The organism is Arthrobacter sp. J156, assembly GCF_056172865.1.
Map to the genome: position 1 here is coordinate 212,594 of NZ_CM149650.1, position 15,797 is coordinate 228,390.

General features: G+C 71.5%; 13 protein-coding genes. All 13 read left to right on the forward strand.

All coding sequences use genetic code 11. The annotated features are described in order from the left end of the window. Positions 1-135: 135 nt before the first annotated feature. The 13 genes from AC0QR5_RS01095 to eno all read left to right on the forward strand — a co-directional run bounded on the left by AC0QR5_RS01095 (position 136) and on the right by eno (position 15,764). Positions 136-2,385, forward strand: a complete 2,250-nt coding sequence (locus AC0QR5_RS01095) for a hypothetical protein (protein WP_329859685.1) — start codon at positions 136-138, stop codon at positions 2,383-2,385. A 176-nt stretch (positions 2,386-2,561) separates the two neighbouring features. Continuing rightward, complete coding sequence (locus AC0QR5_RS01100) at positions 2,562-3,743, forward strand: amidohydrolase (protein ID WP_430632789.1); 1,182 nt, start codon at positions 2,562-2,564, stop codon at positions 3,741-3,743. Positions 3,744-3,954: 211 nt separating this feature from the next. Beyond that, a complete protein-coding gene (locus AC0QR5_RS01105) occupies positions 3,955-5,028 on the forward strand; it encodes a BMP family lipoprotein (RefSeq protein WP_329859689.1) in 1,074 nt (357 codons plus the stop codon). Positions 5,029-5,142: 114 nt separating this feature from the next. Then, positions 5,143-6,723, forward strand: coding sequence for an ABC transporter ATP-binding protein (locus AC0QR5_RS01110; RefSeq protein WP_329859691.1), 1,581 nt, complete (start codon positions 5,143-5,145; stop codon positions 6,721-6,723). Further along, a complete protein-coding gene (locus AC0QR5_RS01115) occupies positions 6,720-7,967 on the forward strand; it encodes an ABC transporter permease (protein ID WP_329859692.1) in 1,248 nt (415 codons plus the stop codon). Before AC0QR5_RS01110 ends, AC0QR5_RS01115 begins: the two co-directional genes overlap by 4 nt. Continuing rightward, positions 7,964-9,268: an ABC transporter permease gene (locus AC0QR5_RS01120; RefSeq protein ID WP_430632637.1), complete on the forward strand. Its 1,305-nt coding sequence runs from the start codon at positions 7,964-7,966 to the stop codon at positions 9,266-9,268. The genes AC0QR5_RS01115 and AC0QR5_RS01120 overlap by 4 nt, the downstream gene beginning before the upstream one ends. 154 nt (positions 9,269-9,422) lie before the next feature. After that, positions 9,423-9,776, forward strand: coding sequence for a cytidine deaminase (locus AC0QR5_RS01125; protein WP_475372543.1), 354 nt, complete (start codon positions 9,423-9,425; stop codon positions 9,774-9,776). Next, positions 9,773-11,083 carry a thymidine phosphorylase gene (locus AC0QR5_RS01130; protein WP_329859696.1) on the forward strand — a complete coding sequence of 437 codons (1,311 nt, stop codon included), beginning with the start codon at positions 9,773-9,775 and terminating at the stop codon, positions 11,081-11,083. Before AC0QR5_RS01125 ends, AC0QR5_RS01130 begins: the two co-directional genes overlap by 4 nt. A 167-nt stretch (positions 11,084-11,250) precedes the next feature. After that, positions 11,251-11,919 (forward strand): DedA family protein, encoded by a 669-nt coding sequence (locus AC0QR5_RS01135; protein WP_329859698.1) that lies wholly within the window; start codon positions 11,251-11,253, stop codon positions 11,917-11,919. Positions 11,920-11,958: 39 nt separating this feature from the next. Continuing rightward, complete coding sequence (locus tag AC0QR5_RS01140; protein ID WP_329859700.1) at positions 11,959-13,149, forward strand: adenosine deaminase; 1,191 nt, start codon at positions 11,959-11,961, stop codon at positions 13,147-13,149. Then, complete coding sequence (locus AC0QR5_RS01145; RefSeq protein ID WP_329859701.1) at positions 13,127-13,930, forward strand: MazG nucleotide pyrophosphohydrolase domain-containing protein; 804 nt, start codon at positions 13,127-13,129, stop codon at positions 13,928-13,930. Before AC0QR5_RS01140 ends, AC0QR5_RS01145 begins: the two co-directional genes overlap by 23 nt. Before the next feature lie 4 nt (positions 13,931-13,934). Further along, positions 13,935-14,360 carry a DUF4259 domain-containing protein gene (locus AC0QR5_RS01150; protein ID WP_329859702.1) on the forward strand — a complete coding sequence of 142 codons (426 nt, stop codon included), beginning with the start codon at positions 13,935-13,937 and terminating at the stop codon, positions 14,358-14,360. A 123-nt stretch (positions 14,361-14,483) separates the two neighbouring features. Then, positions 14,484-15,764 (forward strand): phosphopyruvate hydratase, encoded by a 1,281-nt coding sequence (gene eno, locus AC0QR5_RS01155; protein WP_329859703.1) that lies wholly within the window; start codon positions 14,484-14,486, stop codon positions 15,762-15,764. The last annotated feature ends 33 nt before the right edge of the window (positions 15,765-15,797 follow it).

The following is a 15,797-nucleotide window of genomic DNA, read 5'->3' on the forward strand; positions in this document are numbered from 1 at the left end:
ACGGGGCGGACGCGGCCCAGGAGCCGGCGTGGACGGCCCGTACGCCCGGCGGGCCGACGGATCGCGGCGCTGGCGGCCCTCCTGCCGCTTGTGCTCGGGACGGCCTGCAATTCCCCGGCGAACCCCCTGACCACGGTGAGGGGGCTGAGTGATCCGGTTCAGGCCGTGCCGGCGGCGGCGCAGCGCACGCAGGGCGTCGTCGACCTGGCCGCGGCGGGGACCGATGCCCTCCTGCTCGTTTCGGGCGAGGGGGCCACTCCGGGGGCCATGGCCTACCGCAGCGGCGACGCCGGCCGGAACTGGGCGGCCGCCCCGATCGGCGACGGCCCCTACGCCCTGCAGCCCTGGACCTCGGCGCATCTGCGCCCCGGACAGGAGCTCCTCGTCGCCAGCTCCCGGAACCGGCTCGCGCTCGCCCTGTCCACGGGGTCCGGCGGATTCGAGGTCATCGAGGGGCCCGCGCTCACGGAGGGCGAGACGGTCCGGTCCGTCGCCGGAACCGAGGCCGGTTGGGTGGTCCTCGTCGGTTCCGGCAACGCGGCCGCCCGTCAAAGGCTCCTGACGTCCCCCGATGGGCGGACCTGGACGGCAGCCGCCCTCGACGACGCCGGCATCACGGGCGGCGACCTCAACGTCAACGCGCTGGCCGCCGCGGGCGAGGTGATCGTGGCCGCCGGGATCCGGTACGAGGACCGGGACGGGGAGAGCGCGCCGATCGAGGCCGTGCTCTTCTCCTCGACCGACGCCGGGCTGAGCTGGTCGACCCTGGAGCACGACCCCGCCCAGGCGGCACCGCGGAACAGCGGATGGTGGACGGCCACCGCCACCCCGGACGGCGTCGTCCACCTCGCGGGGTGGGGATGGGACGACGGCTTCGCCGAGCGCGGCTACGCCGGTGACCTGACCGGGGTCCTCACCCCGGGACGGGACGGGCAGGGCACGGTCGAGGTCTCGCTCGTGGAACGGATCAGCGGCAGCAGCAGCGAGTTCGAGTGGTCGGACCTGGCGGCGGCGGGCGGCACGACGTTGTTCCTGGGGAACCTGCCGTTGGACCGGACCACCGGATCGTTGAAAAGCCGTGCGCAGGACGGGGAGCCGGGGCCCGTCGCGCTCCCCGGCGGCCCGGACGGCTCGTCGGCGGTACTCGAGGCCATCGAAGCGGTCGCAGGAGGCTACCTCGTCGCCTCCACCCGGCACCTCGGCAGGTACGCGCAACCGGTCCTCCACCTCGTCGACCTGAAGGGCCGGGCCGAGGAGGTGGAGCTCCCGGCGGCGGAGCCGGTTGCCGGTGTCCAGTTGTTCGAGCTGGAGCGGAAAGACGACGGCGGCCTGCGGGCGCTGGGCGCCGAGGGGTCGCGCTTTGGGATCTGGGAGCAGTCGGGGGAGGAATCGTCCTGGGTGCCGTCCCTTGCGCTCGATGCCCCCGCGTCCGTCGGCTTCCGCGGATACTCGGCCAGCAGCCACGGCGAGATGCTGCATGGGAGGGATACCACGACGCACGCCGCCTTCGCGCCGCCGGTCCTCTGGGAGCGCTCCGACGCCGGCGATTCGTTCCAGGCGCACGGCGGCGGTTTCTTCGCGCGGCGCGACCCGAACGACCTCGAACGGGTCAGCGACGCGGCCGCCACGAGCAGGGGCGCCCTGATCGGCGGCTGGTTCGCCGAGAGCCAGGAGTCCTCGCGGAGCGCCCTCGCACTGACGGGCGACTTCGCCTCGTTCGAGCGCGCGGCCGGGAAGCAATTGAGTGATTCGAAGGAGGAGACATCGCGCGTCGCCGGCGTCGGCGAGACGGCGGACGGCACGCTGCTGGCCGTCGGCAGCACGGGCACCGACGACGGCGAACGCGCCGCGGCCTGGTTCCTCGCGAAGGATTCGACGGCGTGGGAACGCTCGGCCGTCGAGGGAGGCCTGCCCGAGGGCGAGGGAGAGTTCGTCGGCCTCGTCCGGGACGGCGACGACGTCCATGCCGCCGCGGTGTTCGGGGACGCTGCGGCCTCCGCGGAGCAGGAGGAGGGCGCGTGGAGCCTCGTCCACCTGCGCAGCGGGGACGGGGGCCGGACGTGGACGGCGGGTTCCACGATCCACGGGATCGCCGGCGAGGCCTTCGGTCCCACGGCGGGCCGGATGGCCCTGGATGCCGCCGGCGGTGTCGTGGCGGCCGCGGTCGTGGAGGAGGAGGGCACCTCCCTGCGCACGAGGATCTTCCGCCTGGAGCCCGGCGGGACGGAGTTCACCGAGCTCGAGGCGCCCGAGGGGGTGTTCGCGGACGGCCATCCCGTGGCGCACGACCTCCTCGTCGTGCCCGGGGGGATCCTCGTCAGCGGCGTGGCCGGGGCGCCGGGGGAGCGGGCGGCGTTCCTCGAGGTCGTGGGGACCGGGGACTGACGGCCCACGGCGTCACGCAGGGGCCTGCGGCGCCGTCGATTCGGGTCGGCGGCCGGAGTGCGGCATATGATCGGTGGAACGTCGCCGCTCCAGGGGACGTCCGCCGTCGTACAGGAAGATTCAGATCCGTGCCCCATGTTCGCCCCGAGACCCCGGCCGCCACGTCCATCCCGCTCCTGCGCGGCTGGGTGGAGCCCCTCGAGGAACAGCTGATCGCCTTCCGCCGGGACCTGCATGCGCATCCCGAGCTGTCCTTCCACGAGGTGCGCACCACCGAGCGGATCGTCGACACGCTCGAGGCGGCCGGACTGCGGCCGGTCAGGCTCGAGGGGACGGGCCTGTGGGTCGACATCGGCGAGGGCCCCGTCGCCCTCGGCCTGCGCGCCGACATCGACGCCCTGCCGATCCTCGAGGAGACCGGGCTCGACTACGCCTCGACCCGCACGGGGGTCTGCCACGCCTGCGGGCACGACATCCACACCACCGTGATGCTCGGCGTCGCCCTCACGCTCAAGTCCCTGCTCGACGCCGGCGAGCTCGCGGGGCGCGTCCGGGTCGTCTTCCAGCCCGCGGAGGAGACCATGCCGGGCGGGGCGCTCGCCGTCATCGAGCAGGGCGTCCTCGACGAGGTCCCGCGGATCCTGGCCCTGCACTGCGAGCCGCGCATCGACGTCGGAAGCATCGGCACGCGCATCGGCGCCATCACGAGCGCGAGCGACACGATCAAGATCGAGCTCACGGGACGCGGTGGCCACACCTCGCGCCCCCACCTGACGGAGGACCTCGTGTTCGCGCTCGCGGAGATCGCCGTGAACGTCCCCGCCGTGCTCAACCGGCGCATCGACGTCCGCTCCGCCGTGTCCGTGGTGTGGGGCCAGATCCACGCCGGCTCCGCGCCGAACGCGATCCCCGCGACGGGCTACATGGCCGGGACCATGCGCTGCCTCGACGGCGAGGCCTGGCAGGACGCCGGCGTGCTGCTCGACGAGGTCGTGCGTCAAGTCGCCGTTCCCTACGGGGTCGACGTCAAGCTCGAGCACATCCGTGGCGTGCCCCCTGTGGTGAACTCCGAACCCGAGACGGACCTGATCGAGGACGCCGCCCGGGCCGAGATCGGCTCCGCGGCGATCGTGCTCACACCGCAGTCCATGGGCGGCGAGGACTTCGCCTGGATGACCAACAAGATCCCCGGCTCGATGCTGCGGCTCGGCACGCGGACCCCCGGCGGTGAGACCTACGACCTGCACCGCGGAGACTACGTCCCCGACGAGCGGGCGATCTCCACGGGAGTGCGCGTCATGGCCGCCGCGGCCCTGCGGGCGGTGGCCCAGCTCAACGCCGTGGACGACGCGGACTGAATCGATACCTGCTGGTAACAAATCGTCAACGATCCTGAAGCGTCCCGAGGCCTAAGGTGGTGGCATCGGCTCCGCTGACGTTACTGTATGTTTCGTCACGCTTCCCTGCCCCGCGCAGGGAGGAACCAGCACACCGGACGACAACAGAACACTTGTGCGGACACTCGCCCGGATTCCCGTGCCGCGGACATTCATCGTTACTGGAGGAATTTTGAAGAACTCACTGCGCAACCTCAAGCGCTCCACGGGCGTCGCCGCTGCCTTCCTCGGCGCGTCCGCCCTCGTCCTGACCGGCTGTGGTGCCGCACCCGAAGCCGGCGGCGGATCCGCCGCGCCCGAGGTCGACTACACGGCCTGCATGGTCTCGGATGAAGGCGGCTTCGACGACCGCTCCTTCAACCAGGCCTCCCACGAGGGCCTCACCCAGGCCCGGACGGACCTCGGCGTCAAGATCAACCAGGCGGAGTCCAACGCCGGCACGGACATGAAGCCGAACATCGAGTCCATGGTCTCCGCGGGCTGCGACATCATCGTCACCGCCGGCTTCCTCATCGGCGACGCGACCCTCGAGGCGGCCGAGAAGTACCCGGACACCAAGTTCGCGATCGTGGACTACGGCTACGAGGAGAACCCGGCCAACCTCCGCACCCTGAACTACAAGACCGACGAGGCCGCCTTCCTGGCCGGCTACGCGGCGGCCGCCTACTCCAAGAGCGGCAAGGTCGGCACCTTCGGCGGCGCCGAGATCCCGACCGTGACCATCTTCATGGACGGGTTCCTCAATGGCGTGAACCACTTCAACGAGGTCAAGGGCGCCGACGTCCAGGTCGTGGGCTGGGGCTCGTCCAAGTCCTTCGTCGGCAACTTCTCCGATGCAGGAAAGGCCCGCCAGCTCTCCGACAACATGCTCGCCGAGGGCGTCGACGTGATCATGCCGGTCGCCGGCCCGCTCGGCCAGGCCGCGGTCGACGCCGTGAACGAGTCCTCCAGCGCCGACGACACGGTCGTCTGGGTCGACACCGACGGCTTCGACTACGCGAACAACGGCCAGGACGTCGTCCTGACCTCCGTCATGAAGGAAATGGGCAAGACGGTCGAGGAGTCCATCAAGCTCGGCCTCGACGACACGTTCACCAACGACGCCTACATGGGCACGCTGGAGAACGGCGGCGTCTCGATCGCCCCGTTCCACAACTTCGCGGACAAGGTCCCGGCGGAGCTGCAGGGCGAGATCGACCAGCTGAAGCAGGACATCATCGACGGCACGGTCTCCGTCGGTTCCTAAGCGGAACCCGCACGCAACGACGGCCGGGACGGCGCACCGTCCCGGCCGTCGTTGACGTCGGTGAGATAGTGGTACCAGCTTCCGCCCGAACCATGCCCCAGGTGGTAATCCAGCATGAAACTTGAACTGCAGGGGATCACGAAGTCCTTCGGGGGCTTCGTGGCCAACGACTCCATCGACCTCGTCGTGGAACCCGGCACCGTGCACTGCCTCCTCGGGGAGAACGGTGCCGGCAAGTCGACCCTCATGAACGTCCTCTTCGGCCTCTACGAGCCGACCTCCGGCCGGATCCTGGTCGACGACAAGCCCGTGGCCTTCAAGGGCCCGGCCGACGCGATGAACGTCGGCATCGGCATGGTGCACCAGCACTTCATGCTCGTGCCCGTCTTCACGGTCGCCGAGAACGTCGCGCTCGGCAACGAGTCCGTCAAGGGCGGCGGCGTCCTGGACCTCGAGCAGACTCGGAAGGCGATCCGGGAGATCTCGGACCGCTACGGCTTCCACGTCGATCCGGACGCGGTCGTCGAGGACCTCCCCGTCGGCGTCCAGCAGCGCGTCGAGATCATCAAGGCCCTCGTCCGCAAGGCGGACCTTCTCATCCTCGACGAGCCCACGGCCGTGCTGACGCCGCAGGAGACCGACGAGCTGATCGACATCATCGGGCAGCTCAAGGCGAACGGCACCTCGATCATCTTCATTTCCCACAAGCTGCGCGAGGTCAAGGCCGTCTCGGACAAGATCACCGTGATCCGCCGCGGCAAGGTCGTCGGATCCGCCGACCCGTCGGCCGACGTCAAGGAGCTCGCCTCGCTCATGGTGGGGCGCGAGGTCGACCTCTCCCTCGGCCGTATCCACTCCGACGGCGACGACGTGCGGTTGTCCATCAAGGACCTCACCGTGCGCACGGAGACGGGGCACGCCGCCGTCAACGGCCTCTCGCTCGACGTGCGCGGCGGCGAGATCCTCGCGGTCGCGGGCGTCCAGGGCAACGGCCAGACGGAGCTCGTGGAGGCCATCATCGGCCTGCATCCCAAGGCGGAGGGATCCATCGCACTCGGCGGCGAGGAGCTGCTCGGCCGCAGCGTCAAGGAGATCATCCGCCGCGGCGTCGGGTTCGTCCCCGAGGACCGCAGCACCGACGGCCTGATCAGCCAGTTCAGCATCGCCGACAACCTCGTCCTCAACCGTTACGACCAGCCGCCGATCGCCCGGGGCCTCGCCCTGAAGCCCAAGGCGATCGCCGCGTCGGCGGTGGAGAAGGTCAAGGAGTACGACATCCGGACGCCGACGGCGGCCAACGCCGCCTCGACGCTCTCGGGCGGCAACCAGCAGAAGGTCGTCCTGGCCCGCGAGCTGGCCCGCGAGCTGCGCCTGTTCATCGCCTCGCAGCCGACGCGCGGCGTCGACGTCGGATCCATCGAGTTCCTGCACCGCCGGATCCTCGCCGAGCGCGACCACGGTACGCCCGTCATCATCGTCTCGACCGAGCTCGACGAGGTCATGGAGCTCGGCGACCGGATCGCCGTCCTCTTCCACGGACGCCTCATGGGCGTCGTCCCGGGGAACACGAGCCGCGACGTCCTCGGCCTGATGATGGCCGGTTCCACGGCCGAGGAGGCCTTCGCGGAGGCCTCCGCTGCCCCCGGCATGGAAACCACCCAAGACGGCCCGACCCTCCCGGGAGGCATCGCGTGAGCGCGCAGACCACCGAGTCAACCACGACCCTGGCCCAGCGGCTGAGGCAGTCCAGCGCGCTGGTCTCCGTCCTCGCCGTCGTCCTGTCCCTCATCGTCGGCGGGCTCTTGATCGCCCTGACCGACGAGCGGACCCGCGGGGCGGCCGGATACTTCTTCAGCCGGCCCGGAGACACGCTGTCCGCGGCATGGCAGGCCGCTTCCGGCGCCTATGCGGCGATGTTCCGCGGCGCCGTGTTCAACTACAACGCGTCCAACGGCGTGGACATGATCAAGCCGCTCACCGAGACGCTGACGATGGCCACCCCGCTCATCACCGCCTCGCTCGGCGTCGCGCTCGCGTTCCGCGCGGGTCTGTTCAACATCGGCGCCCAGGGCCAGATCATCATCGGCGCCGCGATGGCCGGCTACATCGGCTTCGCGTGGCAGCTGCCGTGGCCGATCCACATCCTCCTCGTCGTCCTGGTGGCGATGCTCGGCGGCGCCGTCTGGGGCGGCCTCGTTGGCTGGATCAAGGCACGGACGGGGGCGCACGAGGTCATCCTGACCATCATGTTCAACTACGTCGCGGTGCACCTGCTGGCCTACATCCTGACCCTGCCGGCCATGCTGCGCCCGGGCTCGAACAACCCCGTCAGCCCGATCATGCAGCCCTCGGCGCAGTACCCGCTCATCCTCGGCCCGGACTTCCGCGTGCACCTCGGCTTCCTCCTGGGCCTGCTGGCCACGTGGGGGGTCTGGTGGCTCCTGGAGCGCTCGACGATCGGCTTCGAGCTCAAGGCCGTCGGCGCGAACCCCTCCGCCGCGCGGACCGCCGGCATCAACACGACGCGGGCCACGGTCATCGCCATGGTCGGCGCGGGCGCGCTGGCCGGCCTGGCCGGTGCGGCCCAGGTCAACGGCACGGAGTTCTCCCTCGCCAACGGCATCGCGGCCAGCATCGGCTTCGACGCGATCACCGTCGCGCTGCTGGGCCGCTCCAAGCCGCTCGGCGTCCTCTTCGCGGCCCTGCTCTTCGGTGCGTTCCGCGCCGGCGGCGTGGCCATGCAGTCGCAGACCGGAACCCCGATCGACATCGTGCTCGTCGTCCAGTCCCTCATCGTCCTCTTCATCGCCGCGCCGCCGCTGGTGCGCACCGTCTTCGGGCTCAACGCCCGCCGCAAGCGCCGCCAGGCGGAGCCGGACGAGGCCCCGCCGGGCAACCAGCCGCCCAGCAGCTCACTGACCGCCGGGAGCTCCCTGTGACCACCAAGAACAACACCGTCGAGACCCGCGAGCCGGACGCCACCGACCGCGCCTCCGAGGCGGCCCCCGGCAGCCTGAAGTCCGTGATCGGCTACGCGGCGGCCGCCGTCGTCGGGATCGTCCTGTTCGGCTTCCTCGCCCCGGGCGGGGCGGCGACGTTCCGGCTCTCCGGCACGGGCGAGGCCGTCCAGCTGCCCCCGCTGACCGTCCCCGCGGCGGCCGCCGGGTGGATCGTCGCGATCCTGCTGATCGCCGGCGCCGTCTACGCGTGGACCAACCTGCGCGGCAGCCGCACCAATCCGGGGTGGCTCCCGCTCGGCGTCGGGACCCTGTTCCTGGCCGGCTTCCTGGTCTGGGTCACGGCGAGCGCCAACAACCCGAACATCTCCCTCATCACGCTCCTGAGCGGCTCGCTCGCCCTCGCCCTACCCATGGTCTTCGGCTCCATGTCGGGCGTGCTGTGCGAGCGCTCCGGCGTCGTGAACATCGCGATCGAGGGCCAGCTCCTGCTCGGCGCCTTCTCCGCGGCGGTCGGCGGCTCGCTGACCGGCAGCGTGTGGGGGGCCATGATCAGCGCGGCGGTCGGCGGCGTCGTCGTCTCGGCCCTGCTCGCGCTCTTCGCGGTGAAGTACCTCGTGAACCAGATCATCGTCGGCGTCGTGCTCAACGTCCTCGTCGCGGGCCTGACGGGCTTCCTGTTCGGGACGCTCCTGGCCCCGAACTCCCAGCTGCTGAACTCGCCGCCGCGCCTGACCCCGCTGGCCATCCCGCTGCTGTCCGACATCCCGCTGCTCGGCCCGCTGCTCTTCCGCCAGACGCCGCTCGGCTACATCATGTTCGCCACGGTGGCCCTGCTGTGGTTCGCGCTCTACAAGACCCGCTGGGGCCTGCGCATCCGTGCGGTGGGCGAGCACCCGAAGGCCGCGGACACGGTGGGCATCAAGGTCAACCGCACGCGTGTGCTCAACGTCCTGCTCGGCGGCGCGATCGCCGGGCTGGGCGGCAGCTACTACACGCTCGTCTCGGTGAGCCAGTTCGCCCGCGAGATGACCGCCGGCGCGGGATTCATCGCGCTCGCCGCGCTGATCTTCGGCCGCTGGAACCCCATCGGCGCGTTCTTCGCGTCGCTGCTGTTCGGCTTCGCGACCAACCTGCAGTACGTCCTCGCGCAGGCCGGAACGGACGTGCCGAGCCAATTCATGGCCATGCTGCCGTACCTCGTGACCATCCTCGCCGTCGCCGGCCTCGTCGGGCGTTCCCGGCCGCCGGCCGCGAGCGGCATCCCGTACGTCAAGGAGTAGCGCCATGCCCCAGGAGAGGACGACGCCGGAGCCCGGACCCGGCGCGCCGGCGGAAGCCGGGAACGGGGCCGGGTCCGGGGACCACGCGTCGGCGGATCCGGCCGCCGGGGTCCCCGTGGACTGGGAGCGGCTCGCCGAGGCCGCGCGGGAGGCGATGACACACGCCTACGCCCCGTACTCGCGGTACCCGGTCGGCGCCGCGGCACTGACCGACGACGGCCGGCTGATCAGCGGCTGCAACGTGGAGAACGCCGCCTACGGCGTGGTCCTGTGCGCCGAGTGCACGCTCGTCGGCGAACTGCACATGACGGGCGGCGGGACGCTGCGCGCGTTCTACTGCGTGGACGGCAGCGGGCAGGTCCTGATGCCGTGCGGCCGCTGCCGCCAACTGCTCTACGAACACCGGGGCCCCGGCCTCGAGCTGATGACCGTGCGCGGCATCCGCACCATGGACGAGGTCCTCCCGGACGCGTTCGGCCCCGACAACCTGAAAGGCACCACCGCATGAGCACGGAGTCCTTCGACGCCGTCGACGTCATCCGCACCAAGCGGGACCGCGGCACGCTGAGCCCGGAGCAGATCGACTGGGTCATCGACGCCTACACGCGCGGGGCCGTGGCCGACGAGCAGATGGCGTCGCTGAACATGGCGATCCTGCTCAACGGCATGGACCGCACCGAGATCTCCCGCTGGACCTCTGCCATGATCGCCTCGGGCGAGCGGATGGACTTCTCCGGCCTGCGTGGGGCCGACGGCGCCGTGAAGGCCACGGCGGACAAGCACTCCACGGGCGGCGTGGGGGACAAGATCACCCTGCCGCTCGCCCCGCTCGTCGCGGTCTTCGGGGTCGCGGTCCCGCAGCTGTCCGGACGCGGCCTCGGCCACACCGGCGGCACGCTGGACAAGCTCGAGTCCATTCCCGGGTGGCAGGCGGCGCTGTCCAACGAGGCCATGATGGAGCAGCTCTCCGGCGTCGGCGCGGTCATCTGCGCCGCCGGGTCGGGGCTGGCTCCCGCGGACAAGAAGCTCTACGCGCTGCGCGACGTCACGGGAACCGTCGAGGCGATCCCGCTCATCGCCTCCTCGATCATGTCCAAGAAGATCGCCGAGGGCACGGGTGCGCTGGTCCTGGACGTCAAGGTCGGCACCGGTGCGTTCATGAAGGACGAGGCCTCCGCCCGCGAGCTCGCCGAGACCATGGTCGCCCTCGGCACCGACGCCGGCGTCAAGACCGTGGCGTTGCTGACCGACATGTCCACGCCGCTGGGCCTCACGGCGGGCAACGCGATCGAGGTGGAGGAGTCGGTGGAGGTCCTGGCCGGCGGCGGCCCGGCCGACGTCGTCGAGCTCACCGTGCGCCTGGCCGAGGAGATGCTCGAGGCCGCCGGCGTGCACGGCGCCGACGTCGCCGCCGCCCTGAAGGACGGGCGCGCCATGGACGTCTGGAACCGGATGATCGAGGCCCAGGGCGGGGACCCGCGCGCCGCGCTGCCCGTGGCCCGGGAGTCGGAGACCGTCTACGCGCAGGCCGACGGCGTCCTCACCCGCCTCGACGCGCTCGGCGTCGGGGTGGCCGCGTGGCGCCTCGGCGCGGGACGTGCCCGCAAGGAGGACGCCGTGCAGGCGGGAGCGGGCGTGCGCTTGCACGCCAAGCCGGGGGACGTCGTGCGTCGCGGCCAGCCGCTGATGACCCTCCTGACAGACACCCCGGAGCGCTTCGGGCGGGCGCAGGACGCGCTCGAGGACGCCGTCGAGATCGCTCCCGAGGGCAGCCGGCCCGCGCAGCGGCTCATCCTGGACCGGATCGCGGAGTAGGGGTCCGCTCAGGGATGACCCGGGTTCGCCCCGGAGTCATCCCGTGGTGTGAGGAACGCAGCGCCCCGATGCCGCACAATGGATAGGGAGCGCGACGCGGCCCGGGACCCGGGCGCCGCGCACCGCACCGGACGGGGCGGTTCGAGGTCGAGAGGGAGTCCAGCACGGTGGATGTCATCAACGAGGCGATCATCCAGGCGTCCAGCGCGTGGTGGATCCTGCCGGTCGTCTACCTCTTCTGCCTCATCGACGGGTTCTTCCCCGTCCTGCCGAGCGAGACCCTGATCGTCGGGCTCGCGAGCGTCGCCGTGGGGACGGGCACCCCGAACCTGCTCCTGCTCGGCCTCGTCGGCGCCCTCGGGGCCATGACGGGGGACCAGATCGCCTACCGGCTCGGCCGCGGGGTGGGCACCACGCGCTTCCGCTGGATGCGCACGCGGCGTGCCCGCAAGGTCTTCGCGTTCGCGCAGCACGAGCTCATGAAACGCGGGGCGCTGCTGATCTTCACGGCCCGCTACATCCCGATCGGCCGGGTCGCGGTGAACTTCACGGCGGGGGCGACGCGCTACTCGCTCACCCGCTTCACGATCCTCGACGTCTTCGGCTGCCTCGTCTGGGGCGCCTACTCCGTGGCCATCGGCGCCGTCGCGGGGAACTGGATCGAGCACAACAAGCTGCTCGGGATCGGCCTGTCGGTCGTCATCGCCGTCGTCCTCGGCTACGTCCTGGACCGGATCGTCTACGCGATCCTCAAGCGCCTGGGCAAGCCGACGGAGGCCCCCGAGTACGAGCTCGTGCACGCCCGCCACGAGCCGGCCGACGCGCTGCGGGACTAGCCGGTTCCGCGCCGACGGCCCGGCCAGTAGGCTGGAGCCGTGACTGACGAGCTGATCCACACCGCGTACTCTCCCGACTTCGACTTCCGCAGCCTGCCCAAGGTCTCGCTGCACGACCACCTGGACGGCGGGCTGCGGCCCGCCACGATCATCGAGCTGGCCGCCGAGGCCGGCCACGAGCTGCCGAGCACCGATCCCACCGCCCTCGGGGAATGGTTCCGCGAGTCCGCCGATTCCGGGTCCCTCGAGCGCTATCTCGAGACCTTCGACCACACCATCGCCGTCATGCAGACCCGCGAGGGCCTGGCCCGCGTCGCGCGCGAGTTCGTCGAGGACCTGGCCGACGACGGCGTGGTCTACGGCGAGGTGCGCTGGGCCCCCGAGCAGCATCTGCGCAACGGGCTCAGCCTGGACGACGCCGTCGAGGCCGTCCAGGAGGGCCTCGAGGCCGGCATCGAGGCCGTGACGGCGAGCGGCCGGCCGATCCAGGTCGGCCAGCTCATCACCGCCATGCGGCACGCCGACCGCGGCACCGAGATCGCCGAGCTCGCGCTGCGCCACCGCAGCCGCGGGGCCGTCGGCTTCGACATCGCCGGCGCCGAGGACGGCTTCCCGCCGGCGCGCTTCGCCGACGCCTTCGAGCTCCTGGCCCGCAACTTCTTCCCCGCCACCGTGCACGCCGGCGAGGCCGCGGGCCTGGACTCCATCGCCGACGCGCTCGTCAACGGCCGCGCCCAGCGGCTCGGGCACGGCGTGCGCGTCGCCGAGGACATCGAGGTGCAGTTCGGCGGCGTCGACGACGACGGCGAGGAGGTCGGCGAGGACACCGGCCTCGTGACCCTCGGCCCGGTCGCCAACTGGGTCCGCGACCGCGGCATCGCGCTCGAGGTGTGCCCGTCGTCGAACCTGCAGACCGGGGCGACGGCGGCGTTCGGCGAGGGCATCGAGTCCCACCCCATCGACCTGCTGTACCAGACGGGCTTCAAGGTCACGGTCAGCCCGGACAACCGGCTCATGAGCGGGACGAGCCTGTCCGACGAGTTCGAGCTGCTCGTGGAGGCGTTCGACTACGACCTCGACGACCTCCTGGAGCTGACGCTGAACGCGGCCGAGGCAGCCTTCCTGCCGCTCGAGGAGAAGGAGGCCCTCGTGGAGTACATCAACGAGGCCTACGAGGAGCTCGGAGCCGGCGAGGACGAGGACGACGATGAATCGGGCTACGACGACTGAGCGCGTCCCCGACGCCGCCGAGGCCGTCCAGCGCCTCCTGGAGGTCGCCGACGCGTTGCGCCGGCACTGCCGCTGGACGGCCCGGCTGACGCACCGTTCGCTCGTGGAGTTCCTCGTCGAGGAGAGCTACGAGCTCCTCGAGAGCATCGAGGACGGGCACCCCGACGAGGCCCTGCGCGGCGAACTGGCCGACGTCCTGTTCCAGGTGGTCCTGCACGCGCGGATCGCCGAGGAGCGCGGGGCGTTCGGCTTCGCGGACGTCGTGGAGGAGCTGACGGAGAAGATGGTGCGCCGTAACCGGCACGTCTTCGCCCCCGACGGCACCCTGCGCGGCAGCTACCCGGATTCGGTCGAGGAGATCATCCGCGGTTGGGACCTCGCGAAGCGGGCCGAGCGGCCGGCGGACGCGGGACCCTTTGATTCGCTCCCGCGGCACCTCCCGGCCCTGGCGCTGGCGGCCAAAGCCCTGGACCGCGCGGAGCGCTGGGGGGCCGTCGCGGATCCGCGCCCTGGCCCGGACGACTTCGTCGCCACGGACCCGGCCGCCACGACCGCCCGGGGCCCGGCGGACGCGCCGGTCCCGGACCGCCCGCCGGCTCCCGCGTCGACGGCGCACCACGGCGCGCCCCGGAGCGAGGACGAGCTGGGGGAGCTGCTGCTGGACATCGTCCGCGCGGCGCGCCGCGACGGACTGGACGCCGAGCGGGCGCTGCGCACCGCCGTCGTCCGCTTCACCGAGGGGGAGCGGGGCACCGGGCCCCGCCCCGGGTTGGAAAGGTAGGGCCATGGGCGCATGGGGGATCGGGCCGTTGGAGAACGACGGCGGACTGGACTGGGTCCGGGAGCTCGCCGACGGCGGCACGGACGTCGAGTCGTTCCGCTCCGGCTTCGAGGGCGAGCTCGAGGACGGCTACATCGAGGCCCACGGAGACGGCGTGCTGGCCCTGCTGCGCGTCGCCCGGCTGCTGGACCGGGCCGACGGCGCCGACGACGGCCTGGAGGACGACGCCGGCGAGGGCCTCGAGACCGACCCGGAGCTGTTGCGCCCCGTCATGACGGGCGAGCTCCGCCTGTGGCTCGTCGAGGCCGCCCAGAAGGTCATCGCGCCCGAGGGCTCGGAGCTGTACGACGCGTGGGCGGAGACGCCCGAGCTCAACGAATGGCTCGGGACCACGCGCGAGGACATCGACCAGGTGCGCAACACCCTCTGATGCGCCGCGCAACGAACTTCACGCCCCGGCCGCGGCCCGCGCTACTCTAGTGGCTGAGGTCACCCGTCCCGCTGGCGCGGCGGGACCCGCGATGTCCCACCCACCACGAAGGAGCACCTTCCCATGGCCCTGATCGATGCCATCCACGCCCGCGAGATCCTCGATTCCCGCGGCAACCCGACCGTCGAGGTCGAGGTCCTGCTCTCCGACGGCTCCCTGGGCCGCGCGGCCGTCCCCTCCGGCGCCTCCACGGGCGAGTACGAGGCGGTCGAGCTCCGCGACGGCGACAAGGACCGCTACCTCGGCAAGGGCGTCCGCAAGGCCATCGAGGCCGTGCTCGAGACCATCCAGCCCGCGCTCACCGGCCTGGACGCCACGGACCAGCGCGCGATCGACCAGACGATGATCGACCTGGACGGCAACGCCAACAAGGGCACCCTGGGCGCCAACGCCATCCTGGGCGTCTCCCTCGCCGTCGCGAGCGCCGCGGCCGAGTCCTCGAACCTGCCGCTCTACAAGTACCTCGGCGGCCCGAACGCCCACGTGCTGCCCGTCCCGCTCATGAACATCCTCAACGGCGGCTCCCACGCGGACTCCGACGTCGACATCCAGGAGTTCATGATCGCCCCGATCGGTGCCGCGACCTTCTCCGAGGGCCTGCGCTGGGGCGTCGAGGTCTACCACGAGCTCAAGTCCGTGCTCAAGGGCCGCGGGCTCTCCACGGGCCTGGGCGACGAGGGCGGCTTCGCCCCGAACCTGCCGAGCAACCGCGCCGCGCTCGAGCTGATCTCCGAGGCCATCACCAACGCCGGCTACACCCCGGGCGAGGACATCGCGATGGCCCTGGACGTCGCCTCCTCCGAGTTCTACGAGAACGGCGCCTACCAGTTCGAGGGCAAGGCCCTCTCCGCCGCCGAGATGAGCGACTACTACGCGCAGCTCGTCGCCGACTTCCCGCTCGTCTCCATCGAGGACCCGCTCGACGAGAACGACTGGGACGGCTGGAAGACCCTCACCGACGCGATCGGCGACAAGGTCCAGCTCGTCGGCGACGACCTGTTCGTCACCAACCCGGAGCGCCTCCAGGACGGGATCGACCGCGGCACCGCGAACTCCCTGCTCGTCAAGGTCAACCAGATCGGCTCGCTGACCGAGACCCTCGACGCCGTGTCCCTGGCCCAGCGCTCCGGCTACACCACGATCACCTCCCACCGCTCCGGCGAGACCGAGGACACCACGATCGCGGACATCGCCGTGGCCACGAACGCCGGCCAGATCAAGACCGGCGCCCCGGCCCGCTCCGAGCGCGTCGCGAAGTACAACCAGCTGCTACGCATCGAGGAGGAGCTCGGCGACGCCGCGCGCTACGCCGGAAAGGGCGCCTTCCCGCGTTTCACCGCGTAGCCGGCACGCGAACCGCGTATGGTCTTGAGGGGA